A 19,039-nucleotide genomic window follows, 5' to 3' on the forward strand; every position below is an offset into this window, starting at 1 on the left:
AGGTGGCGGAAATGGCGGCCGGCGCGCGATGGCGCCGGCCGGATACGGCGCTAGTTTGCCACCTTGCCCAGCTCGCCGGCAAATGCGTCGGCGGGGGTGTAGCCGACTACCCGGTTGCTTTCGCGGGACTGGCTATCGAACAGGATGATGCCCGGCGGGCCGAACAGGCCGAAGCGTTTGAGCAGCGCCTGGTGCTCGGGGCTGTTGGCGGTGACGTCGGCGCGCAGCAAGACAAAACGCTGCATCTGCGCCGCCACCTGCGGTTGCGGGAAGACATCCGCCTCCATTTCCTTGCAGGCCACGCACCAGTCCGCGTAGAAGTCCAGCAGCAGCGGCTTGCCGGCGGCCTTGGCCTCGGCCAGCTTGGCGTCGAGCTCCGCGATGGATCCTACCGGCTGGAAGTGTTGCTGCGCGGCGCCCTCGGCGCTGCTGGCGGCGATCAGCTTCAGCGGATAGCGCGGATTGTCTGCGCCGGACAGCAGGCCGACCAGCTGGGCGCCGCCCAGCAGGAACAGCAGCAGCCCAAGCGCCTTGCCCAGGCGCGCGCTGGCCTTGGTTGTGTTGGACAGGCTGTCGAAAGCGCCGAGGAATACCGCCGCGCCGATCAGCAGCGCCGCCCATAGCAACATCACCAGCGCGGCAGGCAGGAACGGGGACGCCAGCCAGATGGCCAGACCCAGCATCACCACGCCGAACGCGGACTTTACCGCCTTCATCCAATTGCCGGCGCGCGGCAGCACTTGGCCGCCGAAGGTGCCGATGGCGATCAGCGGCAGGCCCAGGCCCATGGCCATCGCGTACAGCGCCGCGCCGCCGAGCAGCGCGTCGCCGGTGCTGCCGATATAGCCCAGCGCCAGCGCCAGCGGCGGGGCCACGCAGGGGCCGATGATCAAGGCCGACAGCGCGCCCATCAGGAACACGGTGACGGCCTTGCCGCCGCTCAGGCGGTTGGAGGTGTCGGCCAGCCGGGATTGCAGCGCGTTCGGCAGCTGGATGGTGAACAGATCGAACATCGACAGCGCGAACACCACCATCAGCGCGCTGGCGGACAGCACCACCGCCGGCTGCTGCAGCCATACCGTCAGCAGCGAGCCGGTCAGACCGGCGACGACGCCGACGGCGGTATAGGTGAGCGCCAAGCCTTGCACGTAGAGCAGGGACAGCAGGAAGCCGCGGCCACGGCTGAGGGTTGCGCCTTGGCCGGCAATCAGCGATGAAACGATGGGCAGCAGCGGGTACATGCAGGCGGTGAACGCCATGCCCAGACCCGCCAGCAGAAAGGTGCCCAGTGTGGCCAGCCAACCCTGGGCGGCCAACTCGCTGTTACCGGCCGACGCTTTTCCCGACGGGTCGACCTCCGTCCAGGCGCTGAGCTTGTTGCTCGAGCCGCCCGCCTGGCCCACCTTCAGCTTGTGGGTGTAGGGCGGATAGCAGACGCCGGCTTCCGCGCAGCCTTGCAGCTTCACATTCAGCTGGAAGTCCGCGGGCGCGCCGGCGGCCAGCGGGATGGTGATCAGCTGCTTGCCATGGTAAATCTGCTGCTTGCCGAAGTAAGGATCGTTCTTTTCCTGGGCGGTGGGCAGCGTCGGCTTGCCGGCCAGATCAGCCGGCGTGGTGCTGATGCTGATGCGGTCGCGGTACAGGTAGTAGCCGGGAGCGACGTCCAGCGTCAGTTGCAGCTGGTCTCCGCTGCGGCTGACCTGGGCGGCGAAGGCCTGCTCCGGCGGGAGCAGGTCTTCCTGGTTGACCGCGTGGGCGGGCAGGGCGAGGCCAAGACAGGCGATCACGGACGCCAGCCATAGCCAGGCCGATCGATAAAAGGAATGGAGGTATGCTTGCACGTGCAGACTCTTTTTGCGGTTGGCGATGGAACTGTGACGATGTAAACGGTTTGCGGTTCCGTTTTTACGATGCGTGATGCAATATGCATCAAATCGCATCGCCCGGCAAACGGAGGCCGTCGCGTCCCTGATGTTCGGGAAGCGGCTAGTATAGCTGGGCAGACGGGGCGCAGACAGCGTTCCGCTTATGAAAAATAAGAACGAGGATATCAAGAGGGGTTATGCGAGAAGCCATTCATTTCGCTCATGCAAACAGCTTTCCCGCGTCGGTGTACGGCAAGATGCTGGGCAAGCTGGCCGGAAGCCGCGACGTCGGCTATCTGGATACGATAGGCCACGATCCGGATTTTCCCATCACCGATTGCTGGCCGCATCTGGTGGACGAGAGCATCCGCTTCATCGAAGCGCGCTATCGCGGCCCCGTGGTGGGCGTCGGCCATTCGCTCGGCGGTTTCCTGATGTTCTACGCGGCGCTGAAGCGGCCGGATCTGTTCCGCGCCATCATCATTCTGGATTCGCCGCTGATGGGGCCGTCGCGTTCCTTCGGCATCTGGCTGGCCAAGCGGCTGGGCTTCATCCAGCGTGTGACGCCGGGCGGCAATACGCTGGCGCGCCGCGACAACTGGGCCACGGTGGAGATGGCGCATGACTATTTCGCGCGCAAGCCCAAGTTCGCCCGCTTCGATCCCGACTGCCTGGCCGATTACGCCCTGCATGGCACGCAGGACGACGGCAAGGGCGGCCGCCGGCTCAAATTCCGCCCGCAGGTGGAGCACGATATCTATGCGACGCTGCCGCACGACTTTCCCCGGCATCGCGGGCGGCTGAAGGTGCCGGCGGCCTTGCTGGCCGGCTCGGCTTCGGATGTGCTGCGCGACAGCGACCTGGCTTTCATGCGCAAGCATTTCGCGGTCATGGTGGACAAGCAGCCGGGCAGCCACCTGTTTCCGCTGGAAAAACCGCTGGAAACGGCGGAGCGCATCGAGCAATTGCTGGCCAGGCTGGAGGAGGGCGGCTGGAGTTGAGGGCATCTGGAGCGCCGGGCCGGCTCTGCATTTGGCCCGCATCCGGCGCATGGCGCTTGCGAGCGGCGGCTATCTCGCGGAAACTGTAAGATATAGAAAAAGCCAGTTCGCCATCGTAAGAGAGTCCGAAACCAGTGTCTGAAGAACGTCTCAAGCAACACCGCAACGCCATCGACGCCATCGACGTCGAAGTCCTCAAGCTGCTGAACCAGCGCGCCAGCCATGCCCGCGAGATCGGCGAGATCAAGGGCGGCGGCGTCATCTACCGTCCTGAGCGCGAAGCCCAGGTGCTGCGCCGCTTGAAGGACTTGAATCCCGGCCCGCTGCCCAGCGAGTCCATCGCCCGGCTGTTCCGCGAAGTGATGTCGGAGTGCCTGGCGCTGGAAAAGCCGCTGTCCATCGCTTACCTGGGGCCGGAAGGCACCTTCAGCCAGCTGGCCACCATCAAGCACTTCGGCCACGCGGCCCGCACCATCGCCTGTAGCTCGATAGACGAGGCGTTCCGGCTGGTGGAGTCGCGCGCGCTCGATTACGTGGTGGCGCCGGTGGAGAACTCCACCGAAGGCGCGGTGGGCCGCACCCTGGATCTGATGGTCACTTCGCCGCTGAAGATTTGCGGCGAGGTGGTGCTGCGCATTCACCACCACTTGCTGCGCAAGGCCGAGGGTGTGGACGGCATTCGCCGGATTTACGCCCACGCCCAGGCTCTGGCGCAATGCCACGAATGGCTGAACAAGAATCTGCCGGCCGAAGTGGAACGCGTGTCGGTGGCCAGCAACGCCGAAGCCGCCCGCCTGGCGGCCGAGGACGAAACCGCGGCCGCCATCGCCGGGCAGGCGGCGGCCGAGCGTTACGCCTTGTTCAAACTGGCGGAGAACGTGGAAGACGAGCCCAACAATACCACCCGCTTCCTGGTGCTGGGCCTGCAGGATGTCGGCCCGAGCGGGCAGGACAAGACCTCCATCGTGGTCTCCGCCCCCAACCGGCCGGGCGCGGTGCACCAGTTGCTGGAGCCGGTGGCGTCCAATGGCGTGTCGATGAGCAAGTTCGAGTCGCGTCCGTCGCGCGCGGGCCTGTGGGACTATGTGTTCTTCATCGATCTGGAAGGCCACCGCCAGGACGAGCGGGTGCTGAAGGCGCTGGCCGGCCTGGGCGAGCGCACGTCCTTCGTCAAGGTGCTGGGCTCCTACCCGATGGCGGTGTTGTGAGTCGCCAGGAATGACCCGGGGCCGGAATCTTCCGGCCCTTGTTTTTTTGCAAGAAATGGATGAAGAAAATGAAATCGATCTGCCTGTTCTGCGGCTCCAACAAAGGCGGCAATCCGGAATACGAGGACGCGGCCCGCGCATTCGGCCGCGCGCTGGCCGAGCAGAACATCACCCTGGTGTACGGCGCCGGCAATGTGGGGCTGATGGGCGTGGCCGCCGATGCGGCCCTTGAGGCGGGCGGCAAGGTGATCGGCGTGATCCCGGAATTCCTGAAAGCCAAGGAAGTGGCGCACATGGGCCTGACCGAGCTGCACGTCACCGAGACCATGCATCAGCGCAAGGCCATGATGGCGCAGTTGTCCGACGGCTTCGTCGCGCTGCCTGGCGGCTTCGGCACCTTCGATGAGTTGTTCGAGATTCTGACCTGGGCCCAGCTGTCGGTGCACAACAAACCGGTGGGCGTGCTGGACGCCGGCGGCTTCTACCAGCCGTTGCAGGCCTTGGTGGAGCATGCGGTGAGCGAAGGCTTCGTCCCCAAGGGCAATCTGGACCTGTTCCGCATCGAGCGCGACCTGCCGGCGCTGCTTGACTGGATGCGGCAATACCAGCCCCGCCACGTCGCCAAGTGGCTGGATCTGGCCCGCACCTGAGCGGTCCGCATGGGAAGGCGGGATACGCAAGCGTCGCCATGGCTGCGCGCGCGGCGGGCGATGGCCTGGCCGCTGGCGCTGCTGCTGGCGGCGATCATCGTTTTCGAAGAGTTCGCCTGGGACGAGCTGGCCGCGGCGCTTGCCCGGCTTGGCCGCTGGCCGCCGTTCGCGGCGCTGGAGCGCTGGGTGGCGGGGCGCTCCCCCAGAGTGGCCTTGGCCCTGTTTCTGGCTCCGGCGCTGGCCTTGCTGCCGGTCAAGCTGGCGGCGCTGTTCCTGATCGAGCAGGGCCATGCGCTGCTTGGCCTGGCGGTGATCCTGCTGGCCAAGCTCGGAGGAACCGCGCTGGTGGCCTGGCTGTTCACGCTGACGCGGCCGGTGCTGATGTCGGTGCCGTGGTTCGTGCGCTGGCACCGGCGCTTCGAGCGGCTTCGCGCATGGGTGTTCGAACATCTGCGCGCCTCCTTGCCGTGGCGCTGGGCCAGGTTGGCGAAGATGCGGGCGCGGCGGTTCTGGTCGCGGCCGTCGCCGCTGGCCCGCCTCGCGCGGCGGCTGGCCGGTCGTTGGCGCCGCGAGGGGCCTCCGGCGAAAGAAGACAAGGGGATGGACGGATGATTATCGTGATGAGCGCCCGCGCGAGCGAGGCCGAAGTTCGGAACGTGGTGGCCCGGATTGAGAGCGCCGGCTTGGCCGCGCATGTATCCCGAGGCATGGAGCGCACAGTGATCGGCGCGGTGGGCGAGGAGCGCGGGCTGGAAGCCTGCGCGTTCGAGGCGATGGCAGGCGTCGAGCGCGCGCTCAGAGTCGTCGGCGACTACCGCATCGTGTCGCGGGAGGCCCAGCCGGCGGATTCGCGGGTGAGAGTGGGAAGAGCGGCATTCGGCGCGAGCGGCGCGGCCTGGCTGGGAGGCAGCGCGCAGGACTGGAGCGAAGGCGCGCTGCGCGCAGCAGCGAGCAAGGTGGCGCTCGCCGGTGGAGGCCTGCTGTATGCGGGCGGCGGGCGCAGCCACGCCAGCCCTTACCATTATCAGGCCTTGGGCGTGGCCGATCTGGAGCGGCTCTGCGACGTGGCGGGCGAGTCCGGGCTTGGCGCCGTGGCCGAGCTGCGCGATGTGCGCCTGCTGGACGCGCATCTGGAGCTGCAAACCGCAGCCTTGCTGCTGCCGCCGCCATCGCTGAGCAATATCGAGTTGCTGCGGGAAGTCGGCCGCATCAATAAAGCTGTCATCTTGCAGCGGGACAATCGCCAGACGCTGGATGAGTGGCTGACCGCGGCCGAGCATGTCGCGCTCGGCGGCAATCACCAGATCGTGCTGTGCGAATGCGGCGGCGACGGCCAATCGGTCAGCCTGGATGTCGGAGGCTTGGCCAGCCTGCACCGGCGGACTCATCTGCCGCTGATCGTCTCAGCTCCGCAGGCCGGCGGCCTGGCTCCGGCCTTGCCGCTGGCCCGCGCGGCGCTGATTGCAGGCGCATGCGGCTTGATGCTGGACTGCGCGGCCTGGTCGGATGATGAAGCCGCGGGGTGGCGCGAGTTGTTGGCGGACACGTCGGCGTGACCGCGTTGGGAGGCTTGCTGGCTGAGATCGCCGCTTGCCGGGAGTGCGAAGCGTCTTTGCCGTGCGGCCCCCGGCCGGTGCTGCGGGCCGCGAAAGGCTCCCGCATCCTGCTGGCCGGCCAGGCTCCGGGCCGCAAGGTGCACGAGAGCGGCATCCCCTGGGATGACGCCAGCGGCAAGCGTTTGAGGGAGTGGCTGGGGGTGGAGGCGGATGTGTTTTATGATCCGGAATGCTTCGCCATCGTGCCTATGGGGTTCTGTTATCCCGGGACAGGGCGTAATGGCGACTTGCCTCCGCGCCCGGAATGCAGCCGGCTCTGGCATCCGCGCCTGCTGCCCCTGCTTGAACGAGTGGAGTTGGTGCTGGCGGTGGGCAGCTACGCGCAGGCTTATCATCTGCCTTCGCGCAAGCGCACGCTGACCGAGACGGTGGCGGGCTGGCGCGAGTATTATCCATGCGTGATTCCATTGCCGCACCCCAGTCCGCGCAATCAGATGTGGCTGGCGCGCAATCGATGGTTCGAGACCGAATTGTTGCCTGCACTGCGGCAGCGTGTAGCGGAGGTGCTGGGGCGATAGATGGGAGTGCCTTGCTCAGTCATGAGCAAAAACTCTAAAAATGTGGATTTCCATCGTTTCACGGGTGATAATTTGCCCAGTTCTATGGAGAGACCCGTCACGATGAAGTGTGTTGATGATTTCCGCCTGCAGTTGGGCAAACACGAATTGGTGCCAATCGTCATTGGAGGCATGGGCGTCGACATTTCCACCGCCCAACTGGCGCTGGAGGCTGCTCGGCTCGGCGGCGTCGGCCATATTTCCGACGCGATGGTGCCCACCGTGACGGACCGCCGTTTCAATACCAAGTTCGTCAAGAACAAGCTGGCCCAGTATAAATTCAACGTCGAGAATCCGGACAAGTCGGTCGTCCGTTTCGATCTGGGCATGCTGGAAGAGGCCACCCGTCTGCATGTGGGCAATACCATGCAGCAAAAGCAGGGCAGCGGCCTGGTGTTCATCAACTGCATGGAAAAGCTGACGATGAACGCGCCCAAGGAAACGCTGCGGGTGCGGATGCGCGCGGCGCTGGATGCCGGCATCGACGGCATCACGCTGGCGGCGGGCCTGCATCTGGGCTCCTTTGCCCTGATCGAAGACCACCCGCGCTTCCACGACGTCAAGCTCGGCATCATCGTTTCCTCGCTGCGCGCGCTGCAGCTGTTCCTGAAGAAAAACAGCCGCTGCGGACGCATGCCGGATTACGTCGTGGTGGAAGGTCCATTGGCCGGCGGCCATCTGGGCTTCGGCATGGACTGGGCCGAGTACGACCTGGCCAGTATTTTCACCGAGATTCGCGATTGGCTGCGGGCCGAGCAATTGGACATTCCGCTGATTCCGGCCGGGGGCATCTTCACCGGCAGCGATGCGGCAGGCTTCCTGGAGGCGGGCGCTGGCGCGGTGCAGGTAGCCACCCGCTTCACCGTGGCGCGCGAGTGCGGACTGCCGGAGAAGGTGCAGCAGGAGTACTTCAAGTCCAGCGAAGAGGATATCGAGGTCAACCAGCTATCGCCGACTGGCTATCCGATGCGGATGATCAAGCATTGCCCGGCGATCGGCGACAGCATCCGCCCGAATTGCGAAGCCTACGGTTATCTGCTGGATGCCAAGGGCGGCTGCTCCTACATTGACGCCTATCACAAGGCGCATGCGGAAAATCCGGGCCAGCGCCGCGTGCCGGTTTGGGAAAAAACCTGTCTGTGCACGCATATGCGCAATTTCGATTGCTGGACCTGCGGCCACTACGCGTATCGCTTGAAGGACACGACCCATCTTCGCGGCGACGGCAGCTATCAGCTATTGAGTGCTGAGCATGTGTTCCTCGATTATCAGCACAGCAAGGATAACAAGATCGCCCTGCCGCGGCGGGAGGAGTGTCTGATGGCGGGATGACGCGCGTCCCCGCTTTCGAGCTTTGCAAATGGGCAGTCGAGCTTTCCGGTTCGGCTGCCTTTTGTCATTTGGCGCTTCACGTGGAAAAGGGTTGGGCTCGGGTGTTGATGTCGGGTGGCCATTTATATAGCATTGATATCTTTTTCTCTCAATGCCATTCCCTTTCTGGGCGATCATTGCACGAGGGCCGGCTGATCCATGCGGAGCTGGTTTATTTCCGGTTCGTCCGGCCAGGGATTGTGCAAGTTGCTGTATATTTCGGAATGATTTCCATTTTCTTGCGAACAAGTAATCAACAATGAGCAAAACCGACAAGCAGGGCCAGCGGGAAGCCGTGTCGCAGCGTATCCGCTATCGTCTGCAAAAGGCGGGAGCGCGCTTCCACGCCAACGACAATATTTCGGCCTTCATCGAGGAGGGCGAGCTGGACGAGTTGCAGGAAGAGGTGCAGGCCAAGTTGAGAGGCGTGCTGGAAAGCCTGGTGATCGATACCGCGAATGATCACAATACTCAGGACACCGCCAAACGCGTGGCGAAGATGTTCGTGCGCGAGGTGTTCCGCGGCCGTTACGTTTCCATGCCGGCCAGCACCGAATTTCCGAATGTCGAGCATCTGAACGAATTGATGATCATCGGCCCGATCACGGTGCGCAGCGCCTGCTCGCACCATCTGTGCCCCATCATCGGCAGAGTCTGGGTAGGCGTGCTGCCCAATGAGCATTCGAGTCTGATCGGCTTGTCCAAATACGTTCGCCTGATCGATTGGATCATGACCAGGCCGCAGATACAGGAAGAGGCGGTTTCGCAGATCGCCGAACTGTTGATGAAGAAATTGCAACCCGATGGTTTGGCCATCGTGATGGAGGCCGATCACTTCTGCATGCATTGGCGCGGCGTGAAGGACAGCAACAGCAAGATGACCAATAGCGTGATGCGCGGCGCCTTCCTGACCAACCCGGATCTGCGCAAGGAATTCCTTTCCCTGATGCACAAGTGAGGACTCGGCGCTGCCGGTGTCCCGCGTATTTACGATGAAAGAGCCTATGTTTCCTTATCGAATGATTCCTGCCCTGGTTTTGTCCATGTGCGCGGCGGCGGCAATGGCCGAGCCGGCTTCGCAAACCTTGCCTTCCGGCGTGAAGGTCGAAATATTGGTGCCCGGAAAGGGCGCCAAGCCTTCGACCAGCGACACCGTCAAGGTGAACTATCGCGGCACATTCAAAGACGGCAAGGAGTTTGACAGCTCTTACAAGAACGGCGGCCCGATCAGCTTCCCGCTGAACCGCGTGATTCCCTGCTGGACCCAGGGCGTCAGCGCGCTGACGGTCGGCAGCAAAGCCAAGCTGTCTTGCCCGGCGAATACCGCCTACGGAAGCCGCGGCGTGCCGGGCGTGATTCCGCCGAACACGCCGCTGTATTTTGAAGTGGAGTTGCTCTCCATTCAGAAGTGATCAGCCGAACATGAAAACAGGCCCGGAGCTCCGGGCCTGTTTTTTTTGAGCTCGGCCAAGCTTTCAGCCGGCTTGGTCGAATAGCTTGGCAAGCGGTTCGACGATGCGTTCCAGATAGCGCGCATCGGTTTGGTCGAAGCTGCCCAGCTGATCGGAATCGACATCAAGCACCGCGACGACCACGCCTGCGGCGTTGCGGATGGGCACCACCACTTCGGAACGGGCGCTCGAGGAGCAGGCGATGTGCCCGGGGAAGGCGTCGACATCATCCACCAGCAGCGTGCGATTCTGCGCCCAGGCGCTGCCGCAGACGCCGCGGCCATGCGGTATGCGGGTGCAGGCGATCGGCCCCTGGAACGGCCCCAGAACCAGCTGCTCTCCCTTGACCAGATAAAAGCCGGTCCACAGCCAGCCAAAGGTCGCGGCCAGCGCGGCGGACAGGTTGGCCAGCGCGGCGATGACGTCGGTTTCGCCGATGATCAGCGCATGAGCTTGCGGCAGCAGGGCCTGGTATTTTTCTTCCTTGCTGTCGCCTTCGATGATGAGGTTTTCTGCCATGGCGGGTATTGCTTGCGAGTGAGTGCGGGTCGGACAGCATACACCATGCCGGGCGCGAAAAGAAAACGCCGCCCGGGCGGGCGGCGCGAACAGTATTGCGGAGCCATGGCGGGCTTACATCATGTGCTGGCCGCCATTCATTGCGATATTGCTGCCGGTGATGAAGCCGGCGTTGTCGGAGCAGAGGAAGGTGACCAGCGCGGCGATTTCTTCCGGACGGCCAAGGCGGCCCACCGGAATCTGGGCCACGATCTTGTTGCGCACGTCCTCGGGCACAGCCATCACCATCTCGGTGGCGATGTAGCCGGGAGAAATGGTGTTGACGGTCACGCCTTTTTTGGCCACTTCCTGGGCCAGCGCCATCGTGAAGCCGTGCATGCCGGCCTTGGCTGCGGAGTAATTGGTCTGGCCGAACTGACCCTTCTGGCCGTTGATGGACGAGATATTGATGATGCGGCCGAAACCTGCCTCCAGCATATTGTCCAGCACCGGCTTGGTCATGTTGAACACCGAATCCAGATTGGTGCGGATCACGGCGTCCCAATCATCCTTGCTCTGCTTTTTGAAACTGGCGTCGCGGGTGATGCCGGCGTTGTTGACCAGAATGCCCACTTGGCCAACATCTTTGGATATGCGCGCGATCACCTCCTGGCAGGCGGCGAAGTCGGTGACGTCACATTGGTAGCTGTGGATGTCGCTGAAACCCAGCCCCTTCATGTCGGCATGCCAGGCGGACTCGCGGCCCGGCTTGCTGTAGGTGGTCACCACGGCGTATCCCGCTTCAGCCAAGGCTTTGCAGATGGAGGTTCCGATGCCTCCCATGCCTCCGGTGACTAGTGCAATCCTTTTCGTCATGATGCTGGCTCCTCTGTCGGGTTTGGAATCTATGCTTGAATTATCTTTACTTCCTTTTGTTACAGAATATGCAGGGCGCCATAAAAAGTAAATAAATAGCATGTGCTACTTTATTTACAATACTTTAGCCTAGTTCCCGGCTGAGCCTTTGCAGCAGATCCAGTCTATGCTTAGAGATTGCTCCCTGTTCTGCAGCCGTAATGATTGCACAATTGGGCTCGACGCAATGCGAACAGTTATGGAAGCGACACTGGCCAATATACCTGCGCATTTCGGGAAAATAGTGAATTAAATCTGGGGATTTCAGATGTTTCAAGCCAAATTCCTGCAATCCCGGAGAGTCGATCAAATGACTGTTTTCGTCGAGATGGTACAGGGCCGCGTGGGTGGTGGTGTGCCGGCCGGAATCCAGCGCTTCCGAGATGTCGCCGATGCGGGCGTTGGCCTCGGGCAGCAGCGCGTTGGTCAGCGTGGACTTGCCCATGCCGGACTGGCCTACCAGCACGCTGGTATGCCCGCTGAGCAAGGGTTTCAGCGGTGAGAAGTCCTGCTTGGCCGATAATGTGACCAGCTTGTAACCCAGATTCACATAGAGTTGCAATTTTCCCAGCAGCGCCGCGGTTTCCGGCAGATCGCTCTTGTTGACCACGATGATGGGGTCGATGTCTCCGGCCTCCGCCGCGATCAGGCAGCGCCCCAGCAGTTCCTCATTGGGGGTGGGCACGGCGGCGATCACGAACAGGATGCGCGTGACGTTGGCCGCGATCTTCTTGGCTTTCCAGTCGTCCTGGCGATAGAGCAGGCTGCGGCGCTCATGCGCGCGCTCGACCACCGCCTGCTCGCGGTTCTGGATCAGGATGTCGACGATGTCGCCGCAGGCATAGTCGACGCGCTTGCCGCGGGTGGTGCAATCGAAAATCTGGCCATCCGCTTCCACGATGAAGCGCCGGCCGTGGCTGCGTATGATTTGTCCGGTGCTGGCTGTCATGGGCGGCGGAACAGGGCTTCGGTCTTGGCCGCGCAGATGAAGTCGTTGAGGGTCAGGCCGCCGGCGTCGTGGGTGCTGAAATTCACCACCGCGCGATTGTAATGGACCGACATGTCCGGATGATGGTCTTCCTGATTGGCGATCCAGGCCAGGGCATTCACGAAGGCCATGGTTTCATGGTAGTTGGCGAAGCGGTAGGTCTTGCGCAGCTCGATGCCGTCGATTTCCCAGTCCGGCAGCGTGGACAGCAGCTGCTTGACGGTATTGTCGGCCAGCGGGCTTTGGCCGTGTTGCGGGGTGCAGGAGAGCTCCAGCAGGTTCATGCCTGATTTCCTTTCAGATGTTGAATGCGCAGCGCCGCGGGCGGGTGCGAATCGTAGAAGGCGGAATGGACGGGGTCCGGTGTCAGCGTGGACGCGTTGTCGCGGTACAGTTTGACCAGCGCGCTGACCAGATCCTCCGCCCGGGTTTGTTCGGACGCGAAATCGTCGGCCTCGTATTCGTGCACGCGCGACATCCGGCTGGACAGCGGCGTCAGCGGGAAGGTGAAGGCAGGCGTGGCAGTGAAGAACAGGATCAGGGCCATCGCGGTGCTGGGCGCGGCGACGCCGAGGCCGGCATAGAACCAGGGCGCGTGCAGCAGCTGGCCCAGCAGCCACAGCAGGGCCAGCGACAGCGCAAACGCCATGGCGATGCGCTTGACGATGTGGCGGCGCTTGAAATGGCCCAACTCATGCGCCAGCACGGCTTCGATTTCGGCGTGGCTGAGCTGGGACAGCAAGGTATCGAAGAACACGATGCGCTTGGCTGCGCCGAAACCGGTGAAATAGGCGTTGCCGTGGCTGGAGCGGCGCGAGCCGTCCATCACGAACACGCCCTGGCTCTTGAAGCCGGCACGCTGCAGCAGCGCCTCGATCCGCACCTTGAGAGCCTCGTCTTCAAGCGGCTTGAATTTGTTGAACAGCGGCGCGATCAGCGTCGGATACAGCGCCACCATCAGGAGTTGGAAGCCGGACCAGACCAGCCATACCCACAGCCACCACAAGGGGCCTGATATCTCCATCAGCCACAGCACCAGCGCCAGCAGCGGCAGACCGATCGCGGCGCCGATCAGGGTGCCTTTGACCATATCGGCCATGAACAGCGCGAATGTGGTCTTGTTGAAGCCATACCGGCTTTCGATACCGAAGGTGCCGTACAGGGTGAACGGCAGCGAGACCAGGCTGCTGATCACGGCGACGGCCACGATCAACGCCATGCCCGACAATAGAGGATTGGCGAACCATTCCAGACTGTGGACGGCCAGCCATTGCAGTCCGCCGCCGAAAGTGAACGCCGCGATCAGCGCAGTGTCCACCCAGGCGGACAACAGGCCGAGCCGGGTCTTGGCGACGGTGTAGTCGGCGGCGTGGCGGTGCTGTTCCAGCGTGATGCTGTCGCGGAAGGCGGCCGGGACCTGGGCGCGGTGGCGCGATACATGGCGGATGTGGCGCCAGCCCAGCCACAATTTCAGGCAGAGCGTCAGCGCCAGCGCGGCGGCGAACAGCAGGGAAAAGGCGTCGGTCATGGATGTCCGTATGGAGTTTGCCGACGGCGCGGCAATGAAGGAAAATGGCAGGGTTTTCTAAAGATTGGCTAGTATGGCACAAGATACCAATAACCTCATCTGGCTCGACATGGAGATGACGGGCCTGAATCCGGATCAGGACCGCATCATCGAAGTGGCGATGATCGTAACCGACAGCAATCTGAACGTCCTGGCGGAGTCCCCGGTGCTGGTGATTCACCAGCCGGACGCCATCCTGGACGGCATGGATGACTGGAACAAGAATACCCACGGCAAGAGCGGCCTGATCGAGAAAGTGAAGAACTCCACGGTCAGCGAGGCGGAAGCCGAGCAGCGGCTGCTGGATTTCATGGCGCAGTACATCCCGGAGCGCGTGACGCCGATGTGCGGCAACACCATCCACCAGGACCGCCGCTTCATGGCGCGCTGGATGCCGCGGCTGGAGGCTTACTTCCATTACCGCAATCTGGACGTATCCACTCTGAAGGAGCTGTGCAAGCGCTGGCGTCCGGAACTCGCCAAGGGCGTGGTCAAGCGCGGCAAGCACGAAGCGCTGGCCGACATCCTGGAATCGATCGAGGAAATGCGCTACTACCGCGAGCACTTCCTCAAGGTATAAGCCCCGCCGCGACGAGCCGGCTCCAATGGGCCGGCTTTTTCACATTCACCTTGTATTCCATTGGCAGGAAACATGGCCGCACATCGCCACATCGACATCAACTCCACCCAGGTCTGGGCCAGGCTGCATCAGCACCAGCGCGCGACGCGCCACATGCACATGCGCGAGCTGTTCGAACTGGACCCGCAGCGGTTCCAGCGGTTTTCGCTGGAGCTGGACGGCTTGTTGCTGGATTATTCGAAAAACCGCATCACGGAACGCACGCTGGAGTTGTTGTTCGAACTGGCGAACAAGGCGGATCTGCGGACCTGGATGGAGCGGATGCGCCGCGGCGAGCGCATCAACGTCAGCGAAGACCGGTCGGTATTGCATACCGCCTTGCGTCTGCCCTTCGGCGCGCAGCTGAGCCTGGATGGGCGCGACGTGGCGGCCGATGTGCATCAGGTATTGGCGAGGCTCAAGGACTTCAGCGAGCAGGTGAGGGATGGCCGCTGGCAGGGGTTCGCCGGCCAGCGGATCCGCGACGTGGTCAATCTCGGTATCGGCGGTTCGGATCTGGGGCCGCTGGTGGCGGCGGACGCGCTGGCCGCGTATGCCCGTCCGGAGCTTAAGGTGCACTTCGTGTCCAACGTCGACGGCCAGCATCTGGCGCGAACGTTGCGGGAGCTGGACCCGGCCACCACGCTGTTCATCATCGCGTCCAAGTCTTTCACCACGCCGGAAACCCTGTTGAACGCGCAGGCCGCCCGCGCCTGGTTTCTGCAGGCGGGCGCCGAAGAGGATATCGCCAGGCACTTTGTCGCGGTTTCCACCAATGAGCCGGCGGTGCGGGCCTTCGGCATCGATCCGCAGCACATGTTCGGCTTCTGGGACTGGGTCGGCGGCCGCTACTCGGTCTGGTCGGCAATCGGCTTGCCGGTGATGCTATCCATCGGTTATGACAATTTCCGCGCCTTTCTGGATGGTGGCCACGCGATGGACAAGCATTTCTTCGAGTCGCCGTTCGAGGCCAATATGCCGGTGCTGCTGGCGCTGATCGGCATCTGGTACAACACCTTCTACCGGGCGCATACTCATGCCATCATGCCCTATGATCATGGTCTGCGCCGCCTGCCGGCCCATATCCAGCAACTGGACATGGAATCCAACGGCAAGCGGGTGGGCCGTCTGGGCGAGGCTTTGGATTTCGATACCGGTCCGGTGATCTGGGGCGAAGAGGGTGCCAACAGCCAGCACGCGTTCTTCCAGCTGCTGCATCAGGGCACCCGGCTGGTGCCCTGTGATTTCATCCTGCCTCTGAACAGCCATTATCCGCTGGGCAATCAGCATGATGTGCTGGTCGCCAACTGCCTGGCTCAGACCGAGGCGCTGATGCGCGGCAAGAATGAAGCAGAGGCGATGCAGGAGCTGGGCCACTTGTCCGGCGAGCAATTGGACATGCTGCTGCCGCAAAAGCTGTTTCCCGGCAACCAGCCGTCCAACACGCTGGCGCTGGACAGGGTCACGCCGTACAGCATGGGCATGTTGATGGCGCTTTACGAGCACAAGGTGTTCGTGCAAGGGGTGATCTGGGGCATCAATTCCTTCGATCAATGGGGCGTCGAGTATGGCAAACAGCTGGCTCGGCGCATTCTGCCGGAGCTATCCGGCGATGCCGGCGCGCTGGGGCACGACAGTTCCACCAACGGCCTGATCCGACACTACAGGGAACGCCATGGCAAATAGCAGACAATTGGCCGCCGAGCTCGGCGCCGCCTTGCTGGCGCGGGGCGAGAGCGTCTCCACCGCGGAATCCTGCACCGGCGGCATGATAGCGGCCGCCATCACCGATGTTCCAGGCAGCTCCGGCTGGTTCAGCCATGGCGTGGTCAGCTATGGCAACCAGGCCAAGCAGCAGTTGTTGAAAGTGCAGGCCTCGTCGCTGATGGATCACGGCGCGGTCAGCGAGCGGGTGGTCAGGGAGATGGCCGCCGGCGCGCAGGCCCTGGCCAACGCCGATTGGGCGGTGGCGGTATCCGGCATCGCCGGGCCGGACGGCGGCTCTCCGGACAAGCCGGTTGGCTTGGTGTGGCTGGCCATCGCGCATCCGGGCGGGCAAACCGAAGCCTGGAGCCGGCACTTCGCCGGCGACCGCCAGGCGGTGCGCCAGCAAACGATGGAGGAGGCGCTGGCTCGGCTGCTGGATCGCGTCCACACCGGAGCGTCCCAGGCCTGAGTCTGGATAGCCCTGCCGCTGGAGACATATGGAGTTATACGCTTTTCCCGCGCTGGCGATTTTGTTCGTCGGCATCTTTACCCGCGAAGTCATCGCGCCGGCGTCGAAAAACCGCTGCGACCGGCGCTGGCTGCTGATGGCCGGCGCGTTGGGTGCCTGCACGGCGGCGGTGACGCTCGCGCTGGGCTATTTGTTTTCAGCCCAGATCGGCAGGGCGGCGCTGATTCCGGCCGCGCGCGACTGGCCGGACATCTTGGTGGGAGCCGCCAGTTTCCTGCTGACCAGCTTCGTCTTTTATTGGTGGCATCGCGCGACGCATGCCTCGGATTGGCTTTGGCGCGTGTTCCACCAGCTTCACCACAGTCCGGGTCGCGTGGAGGCGCTGACCGCATTTTACGCGCATCCGCTAGATTCGGCCGCGGCCGTGCTGATCAGCGCCTTTTCCAGCTATCTGGCGCTGGGAGCCTCGCCCGTCGCCGCGGCTTGGGCGCTGTTCTTCACCAGCGGCTTCGATCTGTTTCTGCATGGCGACATGAATACGCCGCGCTGGCTCGGCTATTTTTTCCAGCGTCCGGAGATGCACACTGTTCACCATGCTCACGGCCACCATGCGCAGAATTACGGCCTGCCGCTATGGGACTTGATGTTCGGCACCTGGAGCAATCCGGAGAGAAGAGTAACGCGGCTCGGCTTTGACGAGGACAAGGCTGGCGACATCCAGGCCATGTTGCTGTGCCGGGATGTGCACAAGGGAGGTTAGTCCGAGGATCATTCGCGCAACGGCTAGGACGGTTCGCCGTCGCCCGGTTTGCCGCGCTTGCGCGCGCGCGGATGTGCGCCGTCGTACACCTTGGCCAGATGCTGGAAGTCCAGCGCCGTATAAATCTGGGTGCTGGACAGGTTGGCATGGCCCAGCAACTCCTGCACCGCGCGCAGATCGCCGGATGACTGCAGCAGGTGGGAGGCGAATGAGTGACGCAGCATGTGCGGGTGGACATGCTGGCTGGCGCCAGTCTTGATCGCCCAGTCGCGCAGGCGTTTCTCAATCTGGCGGCCGCCTAGTCGCCGGCCGTGCCGGCCAAGAAACAGAGCGGGCTCTTCTTCTGCCGCAGAGCGCTCACCCAGCCAGGCTCGCAGTCGGACCATGGCCTCGGCGCCGATCGGCGCCAGTCTTTCTTTCCCGCCCTTGCCGCGTATCCGCAGCAACTGGTCGGAAAAGTCCACATCATCCAGATTCAGCGCCACCGTTTCCGACAGCCGCAGGCCGCAGCTGTAGATCAGCTCGAAGATCGCGCGGTCGCGGGCATCCAGGCCATCGTCGCCTTCTATCCTGTTCAGCAGCGCCGCGGCGCCATCAACCGGCAGGGCCTTGGGCAGCAACTTTTCCCGCTTGGGCGCGCGCAGCCCGGCGGCGGGATTGTCTTCCCGCCCGCCATTCAGCTGCAGCCAGTGGTAAAACTGCCGCCACGAGGATAGCCGCCTGGCCAGGCTGCGGCCGCTCAGTCCCTGCGCATGCAGTTTGGCCAGCGCCTTGCGCAGATCTGTCGGAGATGCCTCGCGCGCCGGCTTCGCCTGCATCGTTTTCTGCAGCAGCTCGATATCCGCCTGGTAGGCGGCGAGCGTGTGGGGACTGCGGCCGGCGACGGCCAGGTGGTCGATGAAGCGGCGGATCAGCTCTTCCATATCAGTTGCGGCGCAGGCGCGCCATCTGCATCAGCCGCTCGAACAGCTGCAAGTCCTGCTCGTTCTTCAGCAGCGCGCCGGCCAGCGGCGGCGGCGCGTTGCGTTGATGAGCATCCGCAAGTTCGTCGGCGCCGATATTTTCGCCGGATAGCAATTTCAGCCAATCCAGCAATTCGGATGTAGTGGGTTTTTTCTTCAACCCGGGCAATTCCCGGATCGAGAAGAACACTTCCAAAGCCTGGCTTACCAGCTGTTGCCGGATGTCCGGGAAGTGGACGTCGATGATGCTCTGCATCGTCTCCGCGTCGGGGAAGCGGATGTAGTGGAAGAAGCAGCGACGCAGGAAAGCGTCCGGCAATTCCTTCTCATTATTGGACGTGATGATGATGATGGGCCGCTGGCGGGCGCGCACGAACTGCTGGGTTTCGTGGACGAAGAATTCCATCTGGTCCAGTTCTCGCAGCAGGTCGTTGGGAAACTCGATGTCGGCTTTGTCTATCTCGTCGATCAGCAGCACAGGGGCCAGATCGGCCTCGAATGCCTGCCACAGCTTGCCCTTGACGATGTAGTTGGCGATGTCGTGCACCTTGTCGCCGCCCAACTGGGAGTCGCGCAGCCGTGACACGGCGTCGTATTCGTACAGGCCGTGCTGGGCCTTGGTGGTGGACTTGATCGGCCAGACGATCAACTCCCGGCCCAGACTGGCCGCGACTTCTTCGGCCAGCATGGTTTTGCCGGTGCCCGGCTCGCCCTTGATCAACAGGGGGCGCTGGAGCGTGATGGAGGCGTTGACGGCCATCATCAGGTCGTCGGTGGCGATATAGCGTTCTGTTCCGGTAAAGCGAGTGTTCATTATTTATTGCAAGGGTAGTTG

At 63.1% G+C, this 19,039-nt stretch carries 21 protein-coding genes; 13 read left to right on the top strand and 8 right to left on the bottom strand.

Features of this window, described 5'->3' with window-relative positions:
• Nucleotides 1-50: 50 nt before the first annotated feature.
• Nucleotides 51-1,841: a protein-disulfide reductase DsbD gene (locus VA599_RS01955; protein WP_166439169.1), complete on the bottom strand. Its 1,791-nt coding sequence runs from the start codon at nt 1,839-1,841 to the stop codon at nt 51-53.
• A gap of 221 nt (nt 1,842-2,062) precedes the next feature.
• Between VA599_RS01955 and VA599_RS01960 the strand changes: the two genes are divergently transcribed.
• The 9 genes from VA599_RS01960 (at nt 2,063) to VA599_RS02000 (ending at nt 9,680) form a co-directional block, all read left to right on the top strand.
• Complete coding sequence (locus VA599_RS01960) at nt 2,063-2,866, top strand: alpha/beta fold hydrolase (protein ID WP_021476821.1); 804 nt, start codon at nt 2,063-2,065, stop codon at nt 2,864-2,866.
• A 134-nt stretch (nt 2,867-3,000) separates the two neighbouring features.
• Complete coding sequence (gene pheA / locus VA599_RS01965) at nt 3,001-4,074, top strand: prephenate dehydratase (RefSeq protein WP_346787487.1); 1,074 nt, start codon at nt 3,001-3,003, stop codon at nt 4,072-4,074.
• 68 nt (nt 4,075-4,142) lie between these two features.
• A complete protein-coding gene (locus tag VA599_RS01970) occupies nt 4,143-4,724 on the top strand; it encodes an LOG family protein (protein ID WP_104948122.1) in 582 nt (193 codons plus the stop codon).
• 9 nt (nt 4,725-4,733) lie between these two features.
• Nucleotides 4,734-5,336 (top strand): hypothetical protein, encoded by a 603-nt coding sequence (locus VA599_RS01975; protein WP_346787488.1) that lies wholly within the window; start codon nt 4,734-4,736, stop codon nt 5,334-5,336.
• Between the two features lie 8 nt (nt 5,337-5,344).
• Nucleotides 5,345-6,280, top strand: coding sequence for a 3-deoxy-7-phosphoheptulonate synthase (locus tag VA599_RS01980; RefSeq protein WP_346787489.1), 936 nt, complete (start codon nt 5,345-5,347; stop codon nt 6,278-6,280).
• Nucleotides 6,277-6,858, top strand: coding sequence for a uracil-DNA glycosylase family protein (locus VA599_RS01985; RefSeq protein WP_346787490.1), 582 nt, complete (start codon nt 6,277-6,279; stop codon nt 6,856-6,858). The genes VA599_RS01980 and VA599_RS01985 overlap by 4 nt, the downstream gene beginning before the upstream one ends.
• A 102-nt stretch (nt 6,859-6,960) precedes the next feature.
• Nucleotides 6,961-8,229, top strand: a complete 1,269-nt coding sequence (locus tag VA599_RS01990) for a nitronate monooxygenase (RefSeq protein ID WP_346787491.1) — start codon at nt 6,961-6,963, stop codon at nt 8,227-8,229.
• 298 nt (nt 8,230-8,527) lie between these two features.
• On the top strand, nt 8,528-9,226 hold the full coding sequence (gene folE / locus VA599_RS01995) for a GTP cyclohydrolase I (protein ID WP_346787492.1): 699 nt from the start codon (nt 8,528-8,530) through the stop codon (nt 9,224-9,226).
• A gap of 103 nt (nt 9,227-9,329) precedes the next feature.
• The gene (locus tag VA599_RS02000) at nt 9,330-9,680 is read left to right on the top strand and encodes an FKBP-type peptidyl-prolyl cis-trans isomerase (protein WP_231178221.1); all 351 of its coding nucleotides are present in this window, start codon (nt 9,330-9,332) and stop codon (nt 9,678-9,680) included.
• 63 nt (nt 9,681-9,743) lie between these two features.
• Here VA599_RS02000 and VA599_RS02005 read toward each other — a convergent pair whose 3' ends face one another.
• The 5 genes from VA599_RS02005 to VA599_RS02025 all read right to left on the bottom strand — a co-directional run bounded on the left by VA599_RS02005 (nt 9,744) and on the right by VA599_RS02025 (nt 13,648).
• Nucleotides 9,744-10,238 (bottom strand): GAF domain-containing protein, encoded by a 495-nt coding sequence (locus tag VA599_RS02005; protein WP_346787493.1) that lies wholly within the window; start codon nt 10,236-10,238, stop codon nt 9,744-9,746.
• Nucleotides 10,239-10,352: 114 nt separating this feature from the next.
• Complete coding sequence (gene phbB / locus VA599_RS02010; protein ID WP_021476232.1) at nt 10,353-11,093, bottom strand: acetoacetyl-CoA reductase; 741 nt, start codon at nt 11,091-11,093, stop codon at nt 10,353-10,355.
• Between the two features lie 124 nt (nt 11,094-11,217).
• Entirely contained in the window at nt 11,218-12,081 is an 864-nt protein-coding gene (rsgA, locus tag VA599_RS02015; protein WP_346787494.1) for a ribosome small subunit-dependent GTPase A, read from the bottom strand.
• On the bottom strand, nt 12,078-12,404 hold the full coding sequence (locus VA599_RS02020) for a 4a-hydroxytetrahydrobiopterin dehydratase (RefSeq protein WP_021476230.1): 327 nt from the start codon (nt 12,402-12,404) through the stop codon (nt 12,078-12,080). The genes rsgA and VA599_RS02020 overlap by 4 nt, the downstream gene beginning before the upstream one ends.
• Nucleotides 12,401-13,648, bottom strand: a complete 1,248-nt coding sequence (locus tag VA599_RS02025; protein ID WP_346787495.1) for a M48 family metallopeptidase — start codon at nt 13,646-13,648, stop codon at nt 12,401-12,403. Before VA599_RS02025 ends, VA599_RS02020 begins: the two co-directional genes overlap by 4 nt.
• Nucleotides 13,649-13,721: 73 nt before the next feature.
• On the opposite strand from VA599_RS02025, the gene orn reads away from it, so the two are divergent.
• The 4 genes from orn (at nt 13,722) to VA599_RS02045 (ending at nt 17,242) form a co-directional block, all read left to right on the top strand.
• On the top strand, nt 13,722-14,267 hold the full coding sequence (orn, locus tag VA599_RS02030; protein ID WP_021476228.1) for an oligoribonuclease: 546 nt from the start codon (nt 13,722-13,724) through the stop codon (nt 14,265-14,267).
• Nucleotides 14,268-14,339: 72 nt separating this feature from the next.
• A complete protein-coding gene (gene pgi, locus VA599_RS02035; RefSeq protein WP_346787496.1) occupies nt 14,340-15,992 on the top strand; it encodes a glucose-6-phosphate isomerase in 1,653 nt (550 codons plus the stop codon).
• Entirely contained in the window at nt 15,982-16,482 is a 501-nt protein-coding gene (locus VA599_RS02040) for a CinA family protein (protein WP_346787497.1), read from the top strand. Before pgi ends, VA599_RS02040 begins: the two co-directional genes overlap by 11 nt.
• Before the next feature lie 61 nt (nt 16,483-16,543).
• Complete coding sequence (locus tag VA599_RS02045; RefSeq protein WP_346787498.1) at nt 16,544-17,242, top strand: sterol desaturase family protein; 699 nt, start codon at nt 16,544-16,546, stop codon at nt 17,240-17,242.
• A gap of 23 nt (nt 17,243-17,265) precedes the next feature.
• Here VA599_RS02045 and xerC read toward each other — a convergent pair whose 3' ends face one another.
• Nucleotides 17,266-18,165: a tyrosine recombinase XerC gene (gene xerC / locus VA599_RS02050; RefSeq protein WP_346787499.1), complete on the bottom strand. Its 900-nt coding sequence runs from the start codon at nt 18,163-18,165 to the stop codon at nt 17,266-17,268.
• A 1-nt stretch (nt 18,166) separates the two neighbouring features.
• Entirely contained in the window at nt 18,167-19,018 is an 852-nt protein-coding gene (locus VA599_RS02055) for an AAA family ATPase (RefSeq protein ID WP_346787500.1), read from the bottom strand.
• Nucleotides 19,019-19,039: the final 21 nt, after the last annotated feature.

Origin of the sequence: Chromobacterium indicum, assembly GCF_039708975.1 — a bacterium.
GTDB lineage: Bacteria > Pseudomonadota > Gammaproteobacteria > Burkholderiales > Chromobacteriaceae > Chromobacterium > Chromobacterium piscinae.

Excerpts from the sequence above, each read along its gene's own strand:
- phbB (WP_021476232.1), bottom strand. The coding sequence starts at position 11,093 with ATGACGAAAAGGATTGCACTAGTCACCGGAGGCATGGGAGGCATCGGA.
- VA599_RS02005 (WP_346787493.1), bottom strand. The coding sequence starts at position 10,238 with ATGGCAGAAAACCTCATCATCGAAGGCGACAGCAAGGAAGAAAAATAC.
- VA599_RS02055 (WP_346787500.1), bottom strand. The coding sequence starts at position 19,018 with ATGAACACTCGCTTTACCGGAACAGAACGCTATATCGCCACCGACGAC.
- VA599_RS02040 (WP_346787497.1), top strand. The coding sequence starts at position 15,982 with ATGGCAAATAGCAGACAATTGGCCGCCGAGCTCGGCGCCGCCTTGCTG.
- orn (WP_021476228.1), top strand. The coding sequence starts at position 13,722 with ATGGCACAAGATACCAATAACCTCATCTGGCTCGACATGGAGATGACG.
- rsgA (WP_346787494.1), bottom strand. The coding sequence starts at position 12,081 with ATGACAGCCAGCACCGGACAAATCATACGCAGCCACGGCCGGCGCTTC.
- VA599_RS02000 (WP_231178221.1), top strand. The coding sequence starts at position 9,330 with ATGGCCGAGCCGGCTTCGCAAACCTTGCCTTCCGGCGTGAAGGTCGAA.
- VA599_RS01990 (WP_346787491.1), top strand. The coding sequence starts at position 6,961 with ATGAAGTGTGTTGATGATTTCCGCCTGCAGTTGGGCAAACACGAATTG.
- VA599_RS01975 (WP_346787488.1), top strand. The coding sequence starts at position 4,734 with ATGGGAAGGCGGGATACGCAAGCGTCGCCATGGCTGCGCGCGCGGCGG.
- pgi (WP_346787496.1), top strand. The coding sequence starts at position 14,340 with ATGGCCGCACATCGCCACATCGACATCAACTCCACCCAGGTCTGGGCC.
- VA599_RS01980 (WP_346787489.1), top strand. The coding sequence starts at position 5,345 with ATGAGCGCCCGCGCGAGCGAGGCCGAAGTTCGGAACGTGGTGGCCCGG.
- folE (WP_346787492.1), top strand. The coding sequence starts at position 8,528 with ATGAGCAAAACCGACAAGCAGGGCCAGCGGGAAGCCGTGTCGCAGCGT.
- VA599_RS02020 (WP_021476230.1), bottom strand. The coding sequence starts at position 12,404 with ATGAACCTGCTGGAGCTCTCCTGCACCCCGCAACACGGCCAAAGCCCG.
- VA599_RS02025 (WP_346787495.1), bottom strand. The coding sequence starts at position 13,648 with ATGACCGACGCCTTTTCCCTGCTGTTCGCCGCCGCGCTGGCGCTGACG.
- VA599_RS01970 (WP_104948122.1), top strand. The coding sequence starts at position 4,143 with ATGAAATCGATCTGCCTGTTCTGCGGCTCCAACAAAGGCGGCAATCCG.
- VA599_RS01960 (WP_021476821.1), top strand. The coding sequence starts at position 2,063 with ATGCGAGAAGCCATTCATTTCGCTCATGCAAACAGCTTTCCCGCGTCG.
- xerC (WP_346787499.1), bottom strand. The coding sequence starts at position 18,165 with ATGGAAGAGCTGATCCGCCGCTTCATCGACCACCTGGCCGTCGCCGGC.